This is a genomic window from Aliiglaciecola sp. M165 (assembly GCF_007197995.1).
In the GTDB taxonomy this organism is placed as follows: Bacteria; Pseudomonadota; Gammaproteobacteria; order Enterobacterales; family Alteromonadaceae; genus Aliiglaciecola.
Genome location: NZ_VKKH01000008.1, coordinates 249,106 through 266,910, shown reverse-complemented (window position 1 = coordinate 266,910; position 17,805 = coordinate 249,106). Strand labels below are relative to the sequence as shown.

The following is a 17,805-nucleotide window of genomic DNA, read 5'->3' as shown; positions in this document are numbered from 1 at the left end:
CAAGTCTTTCAGACCGAGCCGGCAGTAGCGTCCACCATTTTCCCCATGTTTAAAATTGATTAGGCGAGGGTCACTGGTTCAAGTCTTTCAGACCGAGCCGGCAGTAGCGTCCACCACTTTCCCCATGTTCAAAATTCATTCGGCGAGGGTCACTGGTCAAGTCTTTCAGACCGAGCCGGCAGTAGCGTCCACCACTTTCCCCATGTTTAAAATTGATTCGGCGAGGGTCACTGGTTCAAGTCTTTCAGACCGAGCCGGCAGTAGCGTCCACCATACTTCTAATCTGAATCATGTTTTGAACAATACTTACCTATGGTTCGTTATTTATCATCCCCTTGCCTGTTGCCGCCCAATATAGTCCTCCGAAAATATGTTCAATAAAGTTCTTATTTCCATAGGTTGCGGGCATGTGGCCTAAGCCAGTATAGAACGCCCTTCCACCGTCGTACTCCTGATACCAAGCTATAGGATGGAATTCCCCCATTCCCTCTCCTTTAACCCTACCCCAATCTGCTTTTGGGTCATAGCTAGACTCATCCACTGACATAATGTAGGTGAGGTGATCACTGAGTGCTGGGCCGTATTCATACCACTCATCTGTCCACAATACTTCATCGGGAAAGTATTCTAGTCCAGGAAAGCTACGATTAATTACACTCAATTTAGCCGTTTGTATCACCGGGTGAATAACAAAACGGTGCCCCACCATTTTGCCATACCATGGCCAATCGTATTCGGTATCTGCAGCACTATGTATTCCCACAAACCCTTTTCCAGAGCGAATAAATCTCTCCATCGCCTCTTGTTGTTTTGCATTTAGTATGTCACCCGTAGTTTGCAAAAAAACAACTACATCGAAACGAGCTAGGTTTTGATCACTAATCAGATTGGCGTCTTCTTGCCAGTCCAAGTCGAAATGATGATTTTCTGCCATTTCTTCAAAAGCTGACACGGCAGCATTAATCGACTTGTGGTGCCACCCAACTGTTTTGGTAAACAAGAGAACATTAAACTGCTTCGCAAGCGTCAGACTTGAATAGCCCAAAAACACAGAAAATATAATTAGCCGAGCAAGAAAAGCGTTCATATTTTTCTACCTAAAAGTTTTGTATTGAGTATTTTGTAACATTAGCTAACTAGAGCGTGTTTATCTTTGTTGTATGAAGTTTGTTCTGCTTTATCGCTCATTCATGTAGAACAACTACATAACAATCGCAATGCATTACCCAAATACCACTCAACTCGCTGCAAAGTTATACAACAAAGATAAACACGCGCTAATAAAAACACAATTATTCATTCAATAACGTAAAAACCACTTATAGATCGGCCCAGAAGTACGATAACCTAATCACATGCGTGTAAAATCATTGGCTTATGAATCCACAAATCTCTAAAGATACGAAAGTTTTAATTGTTGACGACCAGGTTCTTGCGAAAGGATACATGAAGTATTCATTAGAGGAATTGGGGTTCAGCAACATTACCTACGTGGATAAAGCACAACATGCAATGAATCAAATTAGGCACGAACAGTATGACCTGATTATTTGCTCGTACAATTTGAAAAAAGATCATGACGGTTACCATTTGTATGATCAACTTAAACATAATGGCGAGTTGGATCCCAGTACTGCATTCATTTTTATCAGTGCCGACACCACCTCTGATTTAGTGCACAGTATTGTCGAGCTTCAACCTGACGACTTCCTCGCTAAGCCATTCACGGTAAACGATCTAGATAAACGGCTAACAAAAGTCCTTTTACGCAAACGCGCACTGAAAAAAATCTATCGCTATATGGGCCGTGGACAGCTCAATAAAGCACTAGCAGAAGTAGAATTATTTCTTGCTGACCCAAAGAATTCCGAGTTTTTCCCCCTAGCACTAAAAACCAAAGGCGAATTATTATTGGCATGTGGTCATCACGAGCAAGCCAAAGAGTTTTATGAAGCCATTATTCATGTTCAGCCGTTTACTTGGGCACAGCTTGGGCTGGTTAACGCCTTTATCTATTTGAACGATGATGAGGAAGCAGAAAAACTCGTTTTAGAGCTCGCGTTTAAGTCCGACTCACAATTGGCCGCCTATGATTTGCTCTCTGCATTACAAATAAAACAAAAAGACTTCGACGCGGCATTAGAATGTGTTGTCATGGCGACCGAAATTTCTCCTCGCAACATCCGACGACATAAAACTGCGTTAGATTTGTCACGCATTACTCATGATTACGAAACCCAATTTGAGGCGGCGAAAAAAATTGTTAGATTTGCCAAGGATTCCATTCACGACAAACCCGAGAACTATCTTAATGTCGCGCGGGCGGGCATCGACTTTGCTATGACCGCAGACGAGAGCGAAACCTACAAACTTCTCAAACAAGCCAATGAATACGTTAAACAATTCAAAGCAGCTTTTCCAAAAGCTGAGCTGCATGACCAGATCAAAGTTATCGATGCACGCCTATTGTATTTACAAGATGAAAAAGAGAACGCTAAGGCATTATTAGATCAGCTAGCAGAAGAGAATTGGGATACCGAGTCTATGGATGCGCTGCTAGACAAAGCAAAAGCCTTTCATGAACTGGGTTTGTATGAGAAATCCAGTAAAATACTCGATGTTATCGAAAACCGCTGTAAAAAAGATGAATCTCAAGGCAGCTTGTTCTTGCATTATGTGAAGCAAGAAAAACAAGAACGATTGACTATAAAACAAACCCCTAGAGAGTTGAACAATTCGGCTGTAGCCTACTATAAACGCGGCGATCTTGACGATGCATTGCGCGTGTTTAGGCAAGCATTTACGGTGATGCCTAAAAATATTTCTATTGCGCTAAACTTACTGCAAGCGATTGCAATGAATGAAAACTCCGACTTAGAAGACGGTAATTTGCGTAAATTAATAAAAAGCTGCATTAAAATAATCGAAAACAGTGATTTAAATGATGAGCAATTTGAACGCTATCACAAAGTCAGAGAAATGCTGCAAGAAACCGTTTAAGCGATAAAATAGCCTACAGATATAAATCCAAATTCCTGTTAAACTTTTGCGACCTGCATTTCAATACTTTATGGTATGCGCTCTAAACGAATTCCCGTAGACCCTAATACGCCTCTCAACTGGCGTGTATTTAAGCAATTATGGCCGTTTTTAGTCGAATTTAAACAGCGTGTATTTTTGGCTTTTCTATGCCTGATTGCCGCAAAGGTCGCTAGTGTTGGCCTGCCCTTTGTACTCAAACACACGGTCGATAATTTAAACCTCAATACAACGGCGGAAAAAATACTGGTAGTGCCAGTAGCACTCATTATTGCTTACGGCGCATTGCGGTTAGCCAATGTTCTATTGGGGGAGATCCGCGATACCTTGTTTGGCCGTGTCACTGAGCGTGCGATGCGCCGAGTCGGGCTTAAGGTTTTTGAACACTTGCACAAACTGGATCTGGATTTTCATTTGAACCGTCAAACCGGTGGTTTGTCTCGTGATATTGAACGAGGCACCAGTGGCATCAGTTTTTTGATGCGTTTTATGGTGTTCAATATCGGTCCAACACTTATTGAGATACTAATGGTTGTTGGCCTGCTGTTTTACAACTACGGGCTGAGTTTTGCTGCAATTATCTTAAGTGCTGTGATCATTTATGTGAGCTTTTCAGTAAAGGCTACTGACTGGCGAACTAAATATGTTAGAGAAGTTAATTTGGCGGATTCAAACACCAATTCCCGCGCAATCGACAGCCTGCTAAATTATGAAACGGTAAAATATTTTAATAACGAGCACTACGAAGCCAACCGATATGATTCAGATTTAGCTGGATGGGAAAGCGCCCGACGTAAAAACCGATTGTCGTTATTTGCACTTAACGCGGGCCAGGCTTTAATTATTGCAACAGCCATGACGTCCATGATGGGTTTAGCCGCTTATGGTGTTGCGCAAGGCAACATGACCATAGGTGATTTTGTATTGATCAACGCCTTTACCATGCAAATATTTATGCCTCTTAACTTCTTAGGCTTTGTTTATCGGGAAATACGGGGTTCATTAGCAAATATCGAAAATCTATTTGGCCTGTTAGGTAAAGCGCCAAAAATAGCCGATCAAAAAAATGCTGCTGATCTCAAGGTTACCAAAGGTGAAATTGAATTTAAAAATGTCGGATTCCATTATCGCCAAGATCGCCCTATCCTTTCTGGCCTAAGTTTTAATATTGCTTCGGGAGAGAAAGTTGCAGTGGTAGGAGAAAGTGGTGCGGGCAAATCAACCATCGTGAAATTGTTGTTTCGGTTCTATGATTCGGTACAGGGTGAGATATGCATTGATGGTCAAAACGTTCAGCATGTTTCTCAGCACTCATTGCGAAAAGCGATTGGCATTGTTCCTCAGGATACGGTTTTATTTAATGACAGTATTTTCGAAAACGTCAGATATGGTAACCCTGAAGCAAGCGATAATGAGGTGAATCAGGCAATTGATCTGGCGCATTTACGTAACTTCATAAACAGTTTACCGGACGGCACCGACACTCAAGTTGGTGAACGGGGACTTAAACTTTCCGGTGGAGAAAAACAACGTGTCGCCATCGCACGAACAATTTTAAAGCGCCCCCCTATTTTAGTCTTCGATGAAGCCACCTCCTCACTGGATAGCCAGTCTGAGAAAGCTATTCTTGATGCGCTAGCCGAGATTTCGCAAGGCCACACAAGTCTGGTGATTGCCCACCGTTTATCAACTATCGTAGATGCCGATCGAATTGTGGTTATGGATGGAGGAAGGGTTATTGAACAGGGCTCACATGATCAACTGATCGCAAAAAATGGGGCCTACACTTCGCTGTGGAACACGCAACAAAACAAACATAATCCCGAAGATTCAAACAAGCAGCTAGACGTGACAGAGCATGGAACCAGATGAATTAAAACGTGCAATTAACCAAATCATGCCATTTGGAAAATATGCCGGCCGACCATTGCTCAATCTACCTGAACCCTATTTAGTCTGGTTTCATCAAAAAGGGTTTCCGCCTGGTAAACTCGGTGAACAATTAGCATTGATGTACGAAGTTAAATTGAACGGCCTCGAACCCCTTTTGAAACCGTTGTTAGAGAGCAATGAAAAGTAACCCTATAGTTGATGCCAACTTACTGGCTATTCACAAACGCATAGCAGAGAAGTTAGCCGCTGAACCGCATTTAGTTGACCTTGCTGCAGAAAAACTGGAACAACGTTTTGCCGCGGGAATGGTTTACCGCAGTGTGTATCTGAATTGGTGGGGGCTAATCGAAATGAAAAACGATATGCCTAGTTTAATTAAACAGTTATGTGAAGACAGCGAAATGATGAATAAATTGCGACGTCATTCACCTTTTGTGGGCATTCTTAACGAACAAGAACGTGAAGAGTTTTTTAGACAACGAGAATCTTAAACTTTTCCTCCCTGATTCCGGAACGACAAATTTTACATAAGGATAATTAATGATAAAAGGTAGCTGTTTATGTGGCGCGGTCACAATTCAGATTCAAGGGCAAATAACCGACATTATCCATTGCCACTGCTCACTTTGCAGAAAGAACAGCGGCACCGCGTACGCCACCAATGGATTTGTAAATACTGAGGACTTTCAAATAACCAAAGGTAGTGATTCACTTAAAACATTCAGTTTCAAACCGGGTCGGTTACGCCATTTTTGCGAAAATTGCGGCTCACCAATATTTAGTTCTAATGATGCCGACACAACACGAATTAGGATCAGGTTAGGTTGTATAGATTCAACTATTGATGCTCGACCAAAGTCTCACAATTTCGTTTCATCTAAAGCTGATTGGGAGGATATGGACGCAACCCTCCCAAGATATGAGCGCTTTGAACCAAGCCGAAAGTGAGGTCACAATGATCAAAAAAGGCGCTAGATAAGCGCCTTTTTCATGGTTTCAACCGTGTTGGTTGTCGAATTAACGACGTAGACCTAGACGCTTGATAAGATCTTGATAACGTTCTACGTTTTTACCTTTTAGGTAATCAAGAAGTTTACGACGCTGGCTAACCATGCGAAGTAGACCACGACGTGAATGGTGATCTTTTTTGTGGTCAGCAAAGTGACCTTGCAACTTGTTGATGTTGTGCGTAAGCAAAGCAACTTGTACTTCAGGTGAACCTGTGTCGCCTTCTTTTACGCCGTAATCAGCGATGATAGTCGCAGTTTCTTGAGTAGTTAGTGACATAATATTCTCCAAATTGAGTGAAGACTCGCCGATCACTAATTCAGCTGAGCCAAAAAGAGCGCGTATTATAGCGATGAGACAAGGGAATACAAGGTTTTATCGCGATTAATTCGCTTCCACCAAGGTTTTTAATCGAGGCTTTTGAGACTCCGCTTTTAGGGTGTACTGGTAAGTTTTTGATTTTACGATAAGCTGAAAGAAAAATAACTGAGTTCATGCCATGTCAAAATCTCAACCGCTAGCGTCCAGTGTAGTTAGTTTGTTTGTGACGTTAACCTTATTGGCAACGATTTTATGGGCGTGGCAAGCTCAGCTCCCTAGTGATGAAGAGCATTTTTCAATTGGCAGTGCCGCTTACTCTACTAAAAATGCTTGGTCGCACTTAAATAACATTACTAAGGCTCCTCATTATACTGGCTCAGCAGAGCACACTAAGGTCAGGAACTATATTGTTGGTGCCTTGCAAGAACTTGGCTTGCAAGTGGAAGTGCAATCTACCTTGTCCCTTTCTTCAAAATACCCTGTCGCTTCCCACGTTGAAAATATCATTGCAAAAAAACCTGCCACAGTGGCAAATACTAACCCTAATGGGTTGGCCCTTATGTCACACTATGATTCTTCCACCTATTCCTCTTACGGTGCCAGCGATGCAGGTAGTGGTGTCGTGGTTATTATCGAAACGATGAGAACATTAATTGAAAGTGGTTTAGAACACTCAAATGATATATACGTGGTGATAACTGATGCAGAAGAACAAGGACTATTAGGCGCAGAGGCCTTTGTCGCTGAGCACCGCTATGCCAAAAACATTGATTTAGTGCTAAATTTTGAAGCCCGGGGTTCGGGTGGTGCAAGTTACACGCTTCTCGAAACCAATGGCGGTAACCAAACTCTGATTGATGCCTTTGCACAAGCAGGAATAAAACATCCTGCGGCAAACTCGCTTATGTATAGCATATACAAAATGCTCCCCAACGATACAGACCTAACCATTTTTAGAGAGCAAGGTGATATCAATGGCTTCAATTTCGCATTTATCGATGACCACTTTGACTATCATACCGCTCAGGACACCGCAGCCAGGCTAGATCCAAGTAGCTTCAATCATCAAATCGACTATATTACAGCCCTAGTGCCACACTTTGCTTCGGCTGATTTAACCACCCTCGATTCGAACACTGATTATGTATATGTAAATTTTGCTAATCTGGGGATCATCGATTACCCCTTTTCCTGGGTGCTGCCAATGGCACTTCTTGCCCTAATCGCCTTTTTGGGGATGGTGGGTTGGCGGGCAAAAAACAATCAATTATCCCTTAAGCATTTATTTCTTGGGATAATTCCCGTAATCGTATGCATCACCTTAGCAGTCATAGTAGGCTGGGCTGGCTGGCGGTTTCTAGTTTGGTGGTTTCCTCAGTTTGCTGATATTCGGCAAGGCTTTACCTATAGCGGTCACTATATTATTGCTTTTGGAATATTGCTGGCAATGAGCTCGAGTGCTTGGTTTTATAGCTGGATCACCACCAAATACGCACAAATGCGCGCAGCCGAATGGTATTCAGGAATCGTATTATTTTGGTTATTAATTAACTTGCTGATTGCCGTGTATTTAACAGGTGCAGGCTTTTTTATTGTCATTGCGATAAGTTCATTGCTGATACTGTGGCTGATAACAAATCAGGACTTAAGCGCCAATTACAAAGCCATTTTGATCTGTTTGTTGTCCATTCCTGGCCTGGTCCTAATCACCCCACAGATCCCCGTCTTTGTTATTGGACTGGGTCTGAGCAGTTTAAGCATCGCTACCGTTTTGAGCGTATTAGTGCTCATGACATTTTTGCCGCTCATATTTTTATTAAAAGGGGTGCGCAGTATTCAACTATTTATGACTGCAGGTGCTTTGATAAGCCTTATTGGTGTGGGTTTGCACGCACAATATAATGTCGACCAGAAAAAACCTAGTGGTGTCAACTACCTGTTTGATGCCGAACAAAGTCGCGCTTTTCTTTTCTCCTACGACAAACATTTAGATAGCTTTAATCAGCAGTTTTTTACACAAAATGATACTGACATATCCGGTTTGCGCGATGTTTACCCTATTACACCATGGCGGCATCCAACTTTCGCTAAGGATACCTTACCGCTCAATCTGCAAAGTGCCAGCTTCTTTTCTAAAAGTAAGCTTAATGAAGATGGTAGCATGACTTTGTCACTCGAAATCACGCCAAAAAGGTCTCTCAATTTCGTTCAATTAAGTAGCTCTGAGGCGATTACTGTTGATTTGATGTCTTTGCAGGGAAAGGAGTTTAAAAGGACCAATAGACAACAAAGGCCGGGATTTGTGCTTCGCTATGTCGTGACAAAAATGCAGCCCATCTCGATTAGCATGACCTATCGAAGTGATAAACAACCTGAATTTCGCTTGATTGAAACAGCGTTTGACTTAACTCGCCAACTACCTGAATTTAAACCCAGGCCTGAGCACATAATGCTTACGCCGTTTCGCTATACCGATGCAACAATCATAAGCCAGCGCATAGACTAAACGTATTTAACCCCAATTCTGGATAAGAAATGTCGGAATAGTTTAGTTTTTATAGCTTTTTCAATGACATAGAAGCTACCGTCACTTTGATACTGGTTGTTAAAAGGTAAGTGCCGTGATTTATTCCCTTATCAAGGCGAGAATTATGTTGTCTAGTCGCTCTAAACGCATAATGAACAACCAAGATAGGGGGATAAATAGCGGTGCTTACAGGCGTTGCTTATCCGGGATTGGGGTTATTTATTAAATTCTGACAACCAGTCGTTTTGGAGCAACTTTACAGTCGTTATCGATAAACCCGACGCCTAAAAAAAGCGACTGACTATACACTCTTACTTGAGTCTCGGCGGCCATGGAAAGGCTGGATTGACTGAAAACGGGGTTTCCATTGTTAAAGAATTTTGCCGACTCCTCATCCAATTCTACCGACGGCAAGGACAAAACCGCTGAATCCATTGGCAACAACAAGGCATCCATGGCGGCAAAACTATGATTATCGAGAGGATCCATTTCCTGTTTGTCTATTTCCTGGCGCATCGCCTGTAATGCGTCAACTGTAATCACATTTTGCGCTGGGTAATCGGCCACTTGTGTTCGATGTAACCGACTAACAAAAGCGCCACAGCCTAATAATTGACCGATATCATCGACCAGTGAACGTATATAAGTTCCCTTGCTGCAATGCACCAACATATCAACCTCATTCCCTTCAATCCGCTCAATAGTAAGAGCGAAAATAGTAATGTCTCTGGCTTCACGAGGGACATCAATACCTTGACGGGCATAAAAGTATAAGGGTTTACCTTGGTGTTTTAGCGCTGAAAACATAGAAGGGACTTGCTTGGACTGCCCTAAAAAGGACGAACAAGCATCTTCTATCTGTGTAGCTGTCACGTCTACGGGTTTAGTTTCAACAATTTCGCCATCGGCATCAGAGGTTGTTGTTCGAACGCCTAAGGTTGCAGTAACCGAATAGGTTTTGTCAGCATCTAATAAAAATTGTGAAAACTTGGTGGCCTCTCCTAAACAGATTGGCAACATACCCGTAGCCAACGGATCTAGTGCGCCCGTATGGCCTGCTTTGGCAGCGTTATAGGCTCGTTTGACCCGCTGCAGTGCATCATTCGATGATAAACCAAGGGGTTTGTCGATTAACACAATGCCATCTATCGGCCGACCTTTTCGCTTTCTCGCCATTATTCTTTGTCGCTCTGACCATCGTCTTGCAGATCATTTTCTTTATCCAGGTCACGACCCGCTTTAGCTGCACGCTCTTTATCTTCATTTAAGGTTTGCGACACCAAATTAGAAATACGCATACCTTCGGTAATTGACGTATCCAGATAAAACTTCACTGCAGGCACTGCGCGCATGCGCATTCTGCGGGCCAACAATGAACGCACAAAGCCTTTGTTGTCTTCAAGGATTTGTTTAAAGAGTTTAAGTTTCTCTTCGTCTGTCTCAAAAAATGTCACATAGATTTTTGCATGAGCTAAGTCTCTAGACACTTCAACGCTAGCCACAGTGACCAGACCCAAACGAGGATCTCGATTTTTAAATTCATTTTGGAAAATACTGGCAACTTCTTTATGTATTTGCTGCCCTACACGTTCAGTTCGGGAAAATTCTCTCGCCATACTGATGCTCCTAATTTGCAGTCAAAAACGGAGGCCGCAGCCTCCGTTTTAACTAAATTGCGAATAACGGATTTAGATTTCGCGTTTCACTTCGACAGTCTCGAATACTTCGATTTGGTCTCCGACCTTAACATCGTTGTAATTCTTAACGCCGATACCACATTCCATACCGCTTCGAACTTCCTGAACGTCATCTTTAAAGCGACGAAGTGACTCAAGTTCGCCTTCGTAAATCACCACGTTTTCACGAAGTACGCGGATTGGTGCGCTGCGTTTGATATTACCTTCAGTTACCATACACCCGGCGATTGCGCCAAGTTTAGGTGACTTGAATACATCACGAACTTCGGCAAGACCGATGATTTCTTGTCTGAACTCTGGCGCAAGCATACCGCTCATCGCTTGTTTCACTTCATCAATCAAGTCGTAAATAACGCTGTAGTAACGCAAATCGATTTCTTCTGCTTCAATCATACGACGAGCAGTTGCATCGGCACGGACGTTAAAACCAACAACAATAGCACTTGATGCAGCAGCTAAGCTCGCATCGGTTTCGGTAATTCCACCTACACCACTACCAACAATATTCACTTTCACTTCGTCAGTAGAAAGTTTTGTTAATGACTCAGAAATCGCCTCAACCGAACCTTGTACGTCCGCTTTAAGTACAACATTTAGCTCACTAACATCACCCGCTTCCATGTTGGCAAACATGTTTTCCAACTTAGCTTTTTGTTGTTTTGCTAACTTAAGATCACGTTGTTTGATATGACGCTTACTGGCAACTTCACGGGCTTTACGTTCATCTTGAACCACTAACGCGTCTTCACCTGCTACTGGTACGCCTGATAAACCTAACACCTCTACAGGAGTAGAAGGCCCGGCAACGGAAACTTCTTTACCGTTTTCATCACGCATTGCACGAACACGGCCGTATTCAATACCGCACAATAAAATATCGCCGGCTTTCAATTCACCTTCTTGTACAAGTACCGAAGCAACTGGGCCTCGACCTTTATCAAGGCGCGATTCAATGACGATACCCTTAGCTGGTCCTTTAGGAACAGCCTGAAGGTCTAGAACTTCGGCTTGCAATGATATCGCTTCAAGCAACTCATCAATCCCCATCCCTGTTTTAGCAGAAACATGAACGAACTGATGCTCACCGCCCCACTCTTCTGAAATCACTTCCAGTTGAGAAAGTTCGGTTTTTACGCGGTCTGGATCAGCCGCTTCTTTGTCCATTTTGTTAACAGCGACAATTAGAGGAACTCCCGCAGCACGAGAATGCTGAATCGCTTCTTTTGTTTGTGGCATAACACCATCATCGGCTGCAACAACCAAAATAACAATATCAGTCGCCGTAGCACCACGAGCACGCATGGCGGTAAACGCCGCGTGTCCTGGCGTATCAAGGAACGCGATACGACCATTATCAGTTTCAACACTGTAAGCACCGATGTGCTGTGTGATCCCACCTGCTTCACCGTCGGCAACTTTTGCGCGACGAATATGGTCTAGCAATGATGTTTTACCATGGTCAACGTGCCCCATAATAGTCACTACAGGAGCACGGTTTTCTTTATCACCAGAGGCTTTATCTGCTAACAATTCGTCTTCAAGTGCGTTGTCATTGACTAGCTCATATTTGTGACCTAGCTCTTCAACCACCAATACGGCGGTGTCTTGATCAAGCACCTGATTAATGGTGACCATTTCGCCCATTTTCATCATGGACTTAATCACTTCGGTCGCTTTAATCGCCATCTTGTTGGCAAGCTCGCCTACACTGATGGTCTCGCCAATTCGAACAACACGCTCTACCGGTTGAGCAGGCTTGTTGAAGCCGTGTTTGAGATCAGCACCAGCGTTCTTCTTAGATTTTTTACGACGACGAGAGCCACGTTCAACCTGAGCGTCTTCTTCGTCTTCAGCTTCTTGAGCATAACGGTTGGTATGAAGATGAACTTCTTGAGCTTCTTCCTTTTTACGGCGCTCTTCTTCTTCTTTCCAACGACGTTCGTTTTCTTCAGCTAAACGTTTAGCTTCTTCAGCCGCTTTTTTCGCGTCTTCTTCAAGCTTGCGCTGTGCTTCTTCTTCCTGAGCCTTACGCATACGTTCAGCTTCTGCACGCGCTTCATCTTGCGCGGCTTTTTCTTCAGGTGTTAGCTTTTGCTCTTCCTGTTGACGAGCCGCGGCTTCTTTTTTCGCTTGTTCTGCACGTGCTGCTTTTTCTTCAGCCGCTTTTTTCTTCGCTTCTTCAGCTTTGCGCGCTTTCTCTTCTGCCGCTTTTTTCGCTTCTTCAGCCGCTTTTTGCTCGGCTTCAAGTTTTTCTTGTGCTTCTTGAGCCTTACGTTTAGCTTCTTCTTCAGCCAAGCGTGCTTCTTCCACATCAGAACGTTTTACATAGGTACGTTTTTTGCGAACTTCGACTTTAACCGCTTTAGACTTGCCTACACTAAGAGTGCTGGTTGTCTTACGCTGTAACGTCATGCGTTTCGGTCCCTCAGAACCATGTCCACCATGAGATTTACTCAGGTGATCAAGCAACTGACGCTTCTCATCTTCGCTTACCATATCACCTGGCTTTTTCGTTAGACCTGCGTCAGTAAATTGCTGAACGAGACGATCAACTTGAGTACCAATGTCGGTGGCGAGTTTTTCGATGGAGACTTCTGCCATATAGCTGTATTCCTCTTGTTGATCTTAATTATTCTTCGTTAAACCAAACGATATTACGCGCAGCCATAATTAACTCACCGGCTTTTTTCTCGTCTAGTTCTTCGATATCACTGATTTCGTCTGTACCTTGTTCGGCCAGACCTTCGAGATCGGTTATACCTCGGCTTGCAAGTACGAATGCGACGTGTCGCTCCATACCTTCTAAATTAAGTAGCTCCTCTTTGGGCTCTGACGCTTCAAGAGACTCTTCGTTAGCAAGTGCTTGGGTAGTTAACGCATCTCTGGCACGAGAACGTAATTCTTCGACCATGTCTTCGTCGAAACCTTCAATTGCAAGTAGTTCATTAACCGGAACATAAGCAATCTCTTCAACTGTTGAAAAGCCTTCCTCAACCAGCACTGTTGCAAAATCCTCGTCAATGTCCAATGCATCAATAAACACAGAGAGAACTTTCGAGTTTTCTTCTTCATGTTTCGAGTTCAAGTCTTCAACTGTCATAACATTAAGCGTCCAACCTGTTAGTTGGCTAGCTAAACGCACGTTTTGCCCGCTGCGACCGATAGCTTGTGCGAGATTGTCTGCCTCAACAGCAACGTCCATTGCTCCAGCGTCTTCGTCAACTACGATCGAAGCAACTTCTGCTGGCGCCATTGCATTGATTACGAATTGTGCAGGGTTTTCATCCCACAACACGATATCTACTCGCTCACCACCAAGCTCTCCAGACACTGCCTGTACACGTGAACCTCGCATACCCACACAAGCACCAACTGGATCGAGTCGCTTGTCGTTGGTTTTCACTGCAATTTTTGCTCGTGAACCTGGATCCCGTGCAGCAGATTTAATTTCTAGCGTTTCTTCTGCGATTTCAGGCACTTCGATGCGGAAAAGCTCAACTAGCATGTCCGGATGGGTGCGACTAATAAATAGCTGAGCACCACGAGCTTCTGGGCGTATGACGTATAACAAACCACGCACACGGTCGCCAGGACGGAAGGTTTCTCTTGGCAACATGTCATCGCGATAAATCACACCCTCGGCATTGTTACCCAGGTCAATGATCACATTATCACGATTGACTTTTTTGACTGTTCCGGTGACCAATTCACCAACGCGATCTTCGTATTCAGCAATCATCTGAGCACGCTCAGCTTCTCTTACTTTTTGTACGATAACCTGCTTTGCGGTTTGCGTGGTAATTCGGTCAAAAGCGATAGACTCAATTTGATCTTCTACAAAGTCACCCAAAACAGCGTCAGGATCTTCAACTTGTGCCGCTGAAAGCGTAATTTCTGCGTAAGGGTTTTCTTGTTCCTGATCATCAGGAATAACAACCCAGCGACGGAACGTATCAAAATCCCCTGTTTCGCGGTCAATATTGACTCTAACTTCGATTTCGCCATCGTTTTTCTTTTTTGTCGCGCTGGCTATTGCAAATTCCAAAGCCTCAAAAATTTTCTCTTTGGGAACTTGTTTTTCATTTGAAACGGCTTCAGCCACTAACAAAATTTCTTTATTCATCGTTGCCTCACTGATTGCTTCCCTGAGAAAGCCCTAATACGAATCTATTTTAAAATGTTGGAACCAGATTACCTTTTTCGATATTGGCGACCGCTAAAACATAGTTTTGGCCGTCAACTTCAATCGTCAGATTTCCGTTTTCCACTGAAATCAAGGAACCCTTAAAATTTCTACGCTCGTTCATCGGCATTCTCAGCCTTACCGACACGATCTCACCGACACATTGCTGGTAATGTGTTTCTTTAAATAACGGACGATCCATACCTGGAGACGAAACTTCCAAGTTATATTCAGTGCTGATTGGATCTTCGACATCCATTACTGCACTCACCTGAAGACTTACGTCGGCACAATTGTCTACCGTTATCCCATCGGGGTGATCGATATACACTCTAAGTGTCGAATGTTTACCGGCACGAACAAACTCGATACCCAGTAATTCAAAGCCAAGGGCTTCAACGGGTGCATTCAACATCTCTGTCAATTTCTGTTCAAGTTGTGACAAAAATTAAACTCCAAAAACAAAAAAAGGGCGATATGCCCAGATACAGAAAACCAAAATTTGCAACAAAAAGCCCCGTACAAGCGGGGCTTTTTGTTTCTGGACCCTAGTCCACTTAAGACAATCCTATTAATGGTGTATTCAATCAATAGGGAGTAAGTGGTCGCAAGCGCACGTCTGATAAAATCGGAATGGATAAATGCGTGAAAACTTGCATTTCTTTAACTAGCTAAGACGTTACTATCCAAATCAGAGGGAGCCCGTCTCAAAAGATGGGGCATAGTATAAAGGCCACAATGCATTCTTGCAAGATGAACTATGCATTGTGGCCAAATTTTATTCCATTTAGGAGCTGTTGAGACTTTCTTTAGTTATTTGGCTTCTAATCCCATATTGTGAAGCACAAATCCATAAATATCTGCATATTGCTCAATAGTTTTGCTAGTTGGCGTACCCGCACCGTGTCCGGCATTCGTTTCAATCCGGATCAAGATTGGGTTGTTACCGCTTTGTTTACTTTGCAACTCTGCTGCGAATTTAAACGAATGAGCAGGAACAACCCGATCATCATGATCACCAGTGGTGATTAGTGTAGCGGGGTATTCAATGCCTTCTTTAACATTGTGCAGAGGCGAGTACCCAAGCAAATAGTCAAACATCTCTTTGCTTTGCTCAGAGGTGCCATAGTCATATGCCCAACCAGCGCCAGAAGTGAAGGTGTGATAACGCAACATATCTAGAACACCAACAGCGGGCAAAACAACCTTAAATAGCTCAGGGCGCTGCAACATCACTGCCGCCACCAGCAAACCACCGTTTGAACCACCGCGTATTGCCAAGAAATCTGAAGATGTATAGTTTTTGTTTATTAAAAACTCTGCAGCAGCAATAAAGTCATCAAACACATTTTGTTTCTGCATCTGCGTGCCTGCGTTATGCCATTTTTTGCCGTACTCACCACCGCCTCGAATGTTGGCTACAGCATAAACGCCACCCTGTTGTAGCCACGCGGCCACAGTGGAGCTAAAGCGAGGAGTCAAACTGATATTGAACCCACCATACCCATATAAAAGCGTTGGATTTTTCCCGTTTAATTCAATACCTTTTTTGTAGGTCAATATCATAGGTATTTTGGTGCCGTCTTTTGATGGATAAAAAACTTGTTTTGATTCGTATTGATCGCTGTCGAATTGAATTTCCGGCTTACGATAAAGCGATACATCGCCAGAATTGACATCGATTTGATAGATGCTGTTGGGTGTTTTGTAGTTTTGAAAATTGAAGTAAATATTCGTTTCATTCTTTTTGCCGTTAAACCCACTGGCACGACCCACGCCAGGTAAATCCACTTCCCTGACAAGGTTACCATTCATATCAAACTGTTTAACTGCTGAAATTGCATCTAGCATGTAGTGGGCAAAAATAAATCCACCCGCAGTAGTAGGTGTGACCACATTTTCCGTATGTGCGATAAGGTCTGCCCAATTCTCAGACTGCGGCATGGTCGCATTTACTTCCACAATCCGCTTGTTTGGTGCATCGAGATTAGTGACTAAAATTAGTCGTTCACCCTCACTTTCGAGCAAATACGTATCAGATTTACCGTCACCACTCATAATGACAAGTGGATTATTTGGGTCCGTCAAATCGCGAATAAAAAGTTTATTACCTGACGTTGCATTGGTCGCATAGATGAGCACATATTTTCCATCATCGGTAACCTGGGCGCCAACGTAACGGTGTTTCTCTTCATCCGTAGCTCCATACACAACTTTGTCTCCGCTCTGCGAGGTTCCCAATGTATGGTAATAAAGCTTGTGTTGGTCAGTTTTTGCAGACAGTTCACTGCCTTCAGGTTTATCATAACTGGAATAGAAAAATCCTTCGTTACCCTTCCAAGAAATACTACTAAACTTGATGTTTACAATACGTGTAGACACTTCTTCCTTGGTTGCAGAATTTAATGTTATTGCAGTGCGCCAATCGCTACCACCTTCAGAAATTAAATAGGTTGCCAAACTGCCATCAACACTAAAAAACACGCCAGCTAAGGATGTAGTTCCATCTTCGCTAAACGTATTAGGGTCAAGGAAGATCTCAGGTTCCCCATCACCTTTTTGGCGATAGAGTACGTTTTGATTCTGTAGCCCATCGTTCTGATAAAAATAGGTGTAATCGCCTTCCTTAAAAGGAGCGCCGACTTTTTCATAATCAAACAATGTTGTTAGGCGCTGTTTAAGCACATCTCTGGACTCAATGCCATTGAGGTAATCAAAGGTCACTACATTTTGCGACTTGACCCACTGAGCAGTTTCTTCACTCATATCATCCTCTAACCATCGATATGGGTCAGCTATTTGGGTAGTAAAATAACTGTCCACAGTGTTGTCTTTTCGAGTCAATGGATAAGCAATCGCAGGGGCAGTTTGACTGTCGTTTTTCGCAGCGTTTTGCTGGGTTGCATGGTAGCCATTGTTATCTGCACACCCTGTGATGAGTGCTGCGCATAACAGCATTGATAGATACTTCATTTTTTATTTCGACTCCTGAAGAGTTATTGGGATGGGTTTGTAGGGAATTTATAAGTTAATTTTGAGTACGCGATATTGCGCGAAGTAGGTTACTTTTTCAAACGACAGAAACTAATTTAATTAAATGAGATGTGGAATTATCCCGATACAGTGAATAGTGGCAA

Annotated in this window: 14 protein-coding genes; 6 read left to right on the top strand and 8 right to left on the bottom strand. The window is 43.2% G+C overall.

Features of this window, described 5'->3' with window-relative positions; translation table 11 throughout:
- Window positions 1-310: 310 nt before the first annotated feature.
- Entirely contained in the window at window positions 311-1,087 is a 777-nt protein-coding gene (locus tag FM019_RS17470) for a ThuA domain-containing protein (RefSeq protein ID WP_143837250.1), read from the bottom strand.
- Window positions 1,088-1,377: 290 nt separating this feature from the next.
- Between FM019_RS17470 and FM019_RS17465 the strand changes: the two genes are divergently transcribed.
- From FM019_RS17465 to FM019_RS17445, 5 genes are all read left to right on the top strand, one after another.
- Window positions 1,378-3,000, top strand: coding sequence for a response regulator (locus FM019_RS17465; RefSeq protein WP_143837249.1), 1,623 nt, complete (start codon window positions 1,378-1,380; stop codon window positions 2,998-3,000).
- Between the two features lie 75 nt (window positions 3,001-3,075).
- Window positions 3,076-4,911 (top strand): ABCB family ABC transporter ATP-binding protein/permease, encoded by a 1,836-nt coding sequence (locus FM019_RS17460; protein WP_143837248.1) that lies wholly within the window; start codon window positions 3,076-3,078, stop codon window positions 4,909-4,911.
- Window positions 4,898-5,119 (top strand): DUF3820 family protein, encoded by a 222-nt coding sequence (locus FM019_RS17455; protein WP_143837247.1) that lies wholly within the window; start codon window positions 4,898-4,900, stop codon window positions 5,117-5,119. The genes FM019_RS17460 and FM019_RS17455 overlap by 14 nt, the downstream gene beginning before the upstream one ends.
- Entirely contained in the window at window positions 5,109-5,423 is a 315-nt protein-coding gene (locus FM019_RS17450) for a hypothetical protein (RefSeq protein WP_143837246.1), read from the top strand. Before FM019_RS17455 ends, FM019_RS17450 begins: the two co-directional genes overlap by 11 nt.
- Before the next feature lie 49 nt (window positions 5,424-5,472).
- Entirely contained in the window at window positions 5,473-5,880 is a 408-nt protein-coding gene (locus FM019_RS17445) for a GFA family protein (protein ID WP_143837245.1), read from the top strand.
- A gap of 69 nt (window positions 5,881-5,949) precedes the next feature.
- Here FM019_RS17445 and rpsO read toward each other — a convergent pair whose 3' ends face one another.
- Window positions 5,950-6,219 carry a 30S ribosomal protein S15 gene (rpsO, locus tag FM019_RS17440; RefSeq protein WP_143837244.1) on the bottom strand — a complete coding sequence of 90 codons (270 nt, stop codon included), beginning with the start codon at window positions 6,217-6,219 and terminating at the stop codon, window positions 5,950-5,952.
- Window positions 6,220-6,439: 220 nt separating this feature from the next.
- Here rpsO and FM019_RS17435 point away from each other — a divergent pair, with 220 nt between their 5' ends.
- Window positions 6,440-8,767 (top strand): M20/M25/M40 family metallo-hydrolase, encoded by a 2,328-nt coding sequence (locus FM019_RS17435; RefSeq protein WP_143837243.1) that lies wholly within the window; start codon window positions 6,440-6,442, stop codon window positions 8,765-8,767.
- Window positions 8,768-9,010: 243 nt separating this feature from the next.
- Here the strand turns inward: FM019_RS17435 and truB are convergent, their stop codons facing one another.
- The 6 genes from truB to FM019_RS17405 all read right to left on the bottom strand — a co-directional run bounded on the left by truB (window position 9,011) and on the right by FM019_RS17405 (window position 17,641).
- Window positions 9,011-9,964 (bottom strand): tRNA pseudouridine(55) synthase TruB, encoded by a 954-nt coding sequence (truB, locus tag FM019_RS17430; RefSeq protein ID WP_143837242.1) that lies wholly within the window; start codon window positions 9,962-9,964, stop codon window positions 9,011-9,013.
- On the bottom strand, window positions 9,964-10,404 hold the full coding sequence (gene rbfA, locus FM019_RS17425) for a 30S ribosome-binding factor RbfA (protein ID WP_143837241.1): 441 nt from the start codon (window positions 10,402-10,404) through the stop codon (window positions 9,964-9,966). Before rbfA ends, truB begins: the two co-directional genes overlap by 1 nt.
- A gap of 72 nt (window positions 10,405-10,476) precedes the next feature.
- Window positions 10,477-13,086, bottom strand: a complete 2,610-nt coding sequence (gene infB / locus FM019_RS17420) for a translation initiation factor IF-2 (RefSeq protein ID WP_143837240.1) — start codon at window positions 13,084-13,086, stop codon at window positions 10,477-10,479.
- A 28-nt stretch (window positions 13,087-13,114) separates the two neighbouring features.
- On the bottom strand, window positions 13,115-14,608 hold the full coding sequence (nusA, locus tag FM019_RS17415) for a transcription termination factor NusA (RefSeq protein WP_143837239.1): 1,494 nt from the start codon (window positions 14,606-14,608) through the stop codon (window positions 13,115-13,117).
- 49 nt (window positions 14,609-14,657) lie between these two features.
- Window positions 14,658-15,113, bottom strand: coding sequence for a ribosome maturation factor RimP (gene rimP, locus FM019_RS17410; protein ID WP_143837238.1), 456 nt, complete (start codon window positions 15,111-15,113; stop codon window positions 14,658-14,660).
- Window positions 15,114-15,481: 368 nt separating this feature from the next.
- Window positions 15,482-17,641, bottom strand: coding sequence for a prolyl oligopeptidase family serine peptidase (locus tag FM019_RS17405; RefSeq protein WP_143837237.1), 2,160 nt, complete (start codon window positions 17,639-17,641; stop codon window positions 15,482-15,484).
- Window positions 17,642-17,805 lie beyond the last annotated feature (164 nt).

Coding starts and splice junctions, on each gene's coding strand:
- FM019_RS17455 (WP_143837247.1), top strand. CDS start 4,898: ATGGAACCAGATGAATTAAAACGTGCAATTAACCAAATCATGCCATTT.
- nusA (WP_143837239.1), bottom strand. CDS start 14,608: ATGAATAAAGAAATTTTGTTAGTGGCTGAAGCCGTTTCAAATGAAAAA.
- infB (WP_143837240.1), bottom strand. CDS start 13,086: ATGGCAGAAGTCTCCATCGAAAAACTCGCCACCGACATTGGTACTCAA.
- FM019_RS17470 (WP_143837250.1), bottom strand. CDS start 1,087: ATGAACGCTTTTCTTGCTCGGCTAATTATATTTTCTGTGTTTTTGGGC.
- rbfA (WP_143837241.1), bottom strand. CDS start 10,404: ATGGCGAGAGAATTTTCCCGAACTGAACGTGTAGGGCAGCAAATACAT.
- FM019_RS17435 (WP_143837243.1), top strand. CDS start 6,440: ATGTCAAAATCTCAACCGCTAGCGTCCAGTGTAGTTAGTTTGTTTGTG.
- FM019_RS17460 (WP_143837248.1), top strand. CDS start 3,076: ATGCGCTCTAAACGAATTCCCGTAGACCCTAATACGCCTCTCAACTGG.
- rpsO (WP_143837244.1), bottom strand. CDS start 6,219: ATGTCACTAACTACTCAAGAAACTGCGACTATCATCGCTGATTACGGC.
- FM019_RS17465 (WP_143837249.1), top strand. CDS start 1,378: ATGAATCCACAAATCTCTAAAGATACGAAAGTTTTAATTGTTGACGAC.
- truB (WP_143837242.1), bottom strand. CDS start 9,964: ATGGCGAGAAAGCGAAAAGGTCGGCCGATAGATGGCATTGTGTTAATC.
- FM019_RS17405 (WP_143837237.1), bottom strand. CDS start 17,641: ATGAAGTATCTATCAATGCTGTTATGCGCAGCACTCATCACAGGGTGT.
- FM019_RS17445 (WP_143837245.1), top strand. CDS start 5,473: ATGATAAAAGGTAGCTGTTTATGTGGCGCGGTCACAATTCAGATTCAA.
- FM019_RS17450 (WP_143837246.1), top strand. CDS start 5,109: ATGAAAAGTAACCCTATAGTTGATGCCAACTTACTGGCTATTCACAAA.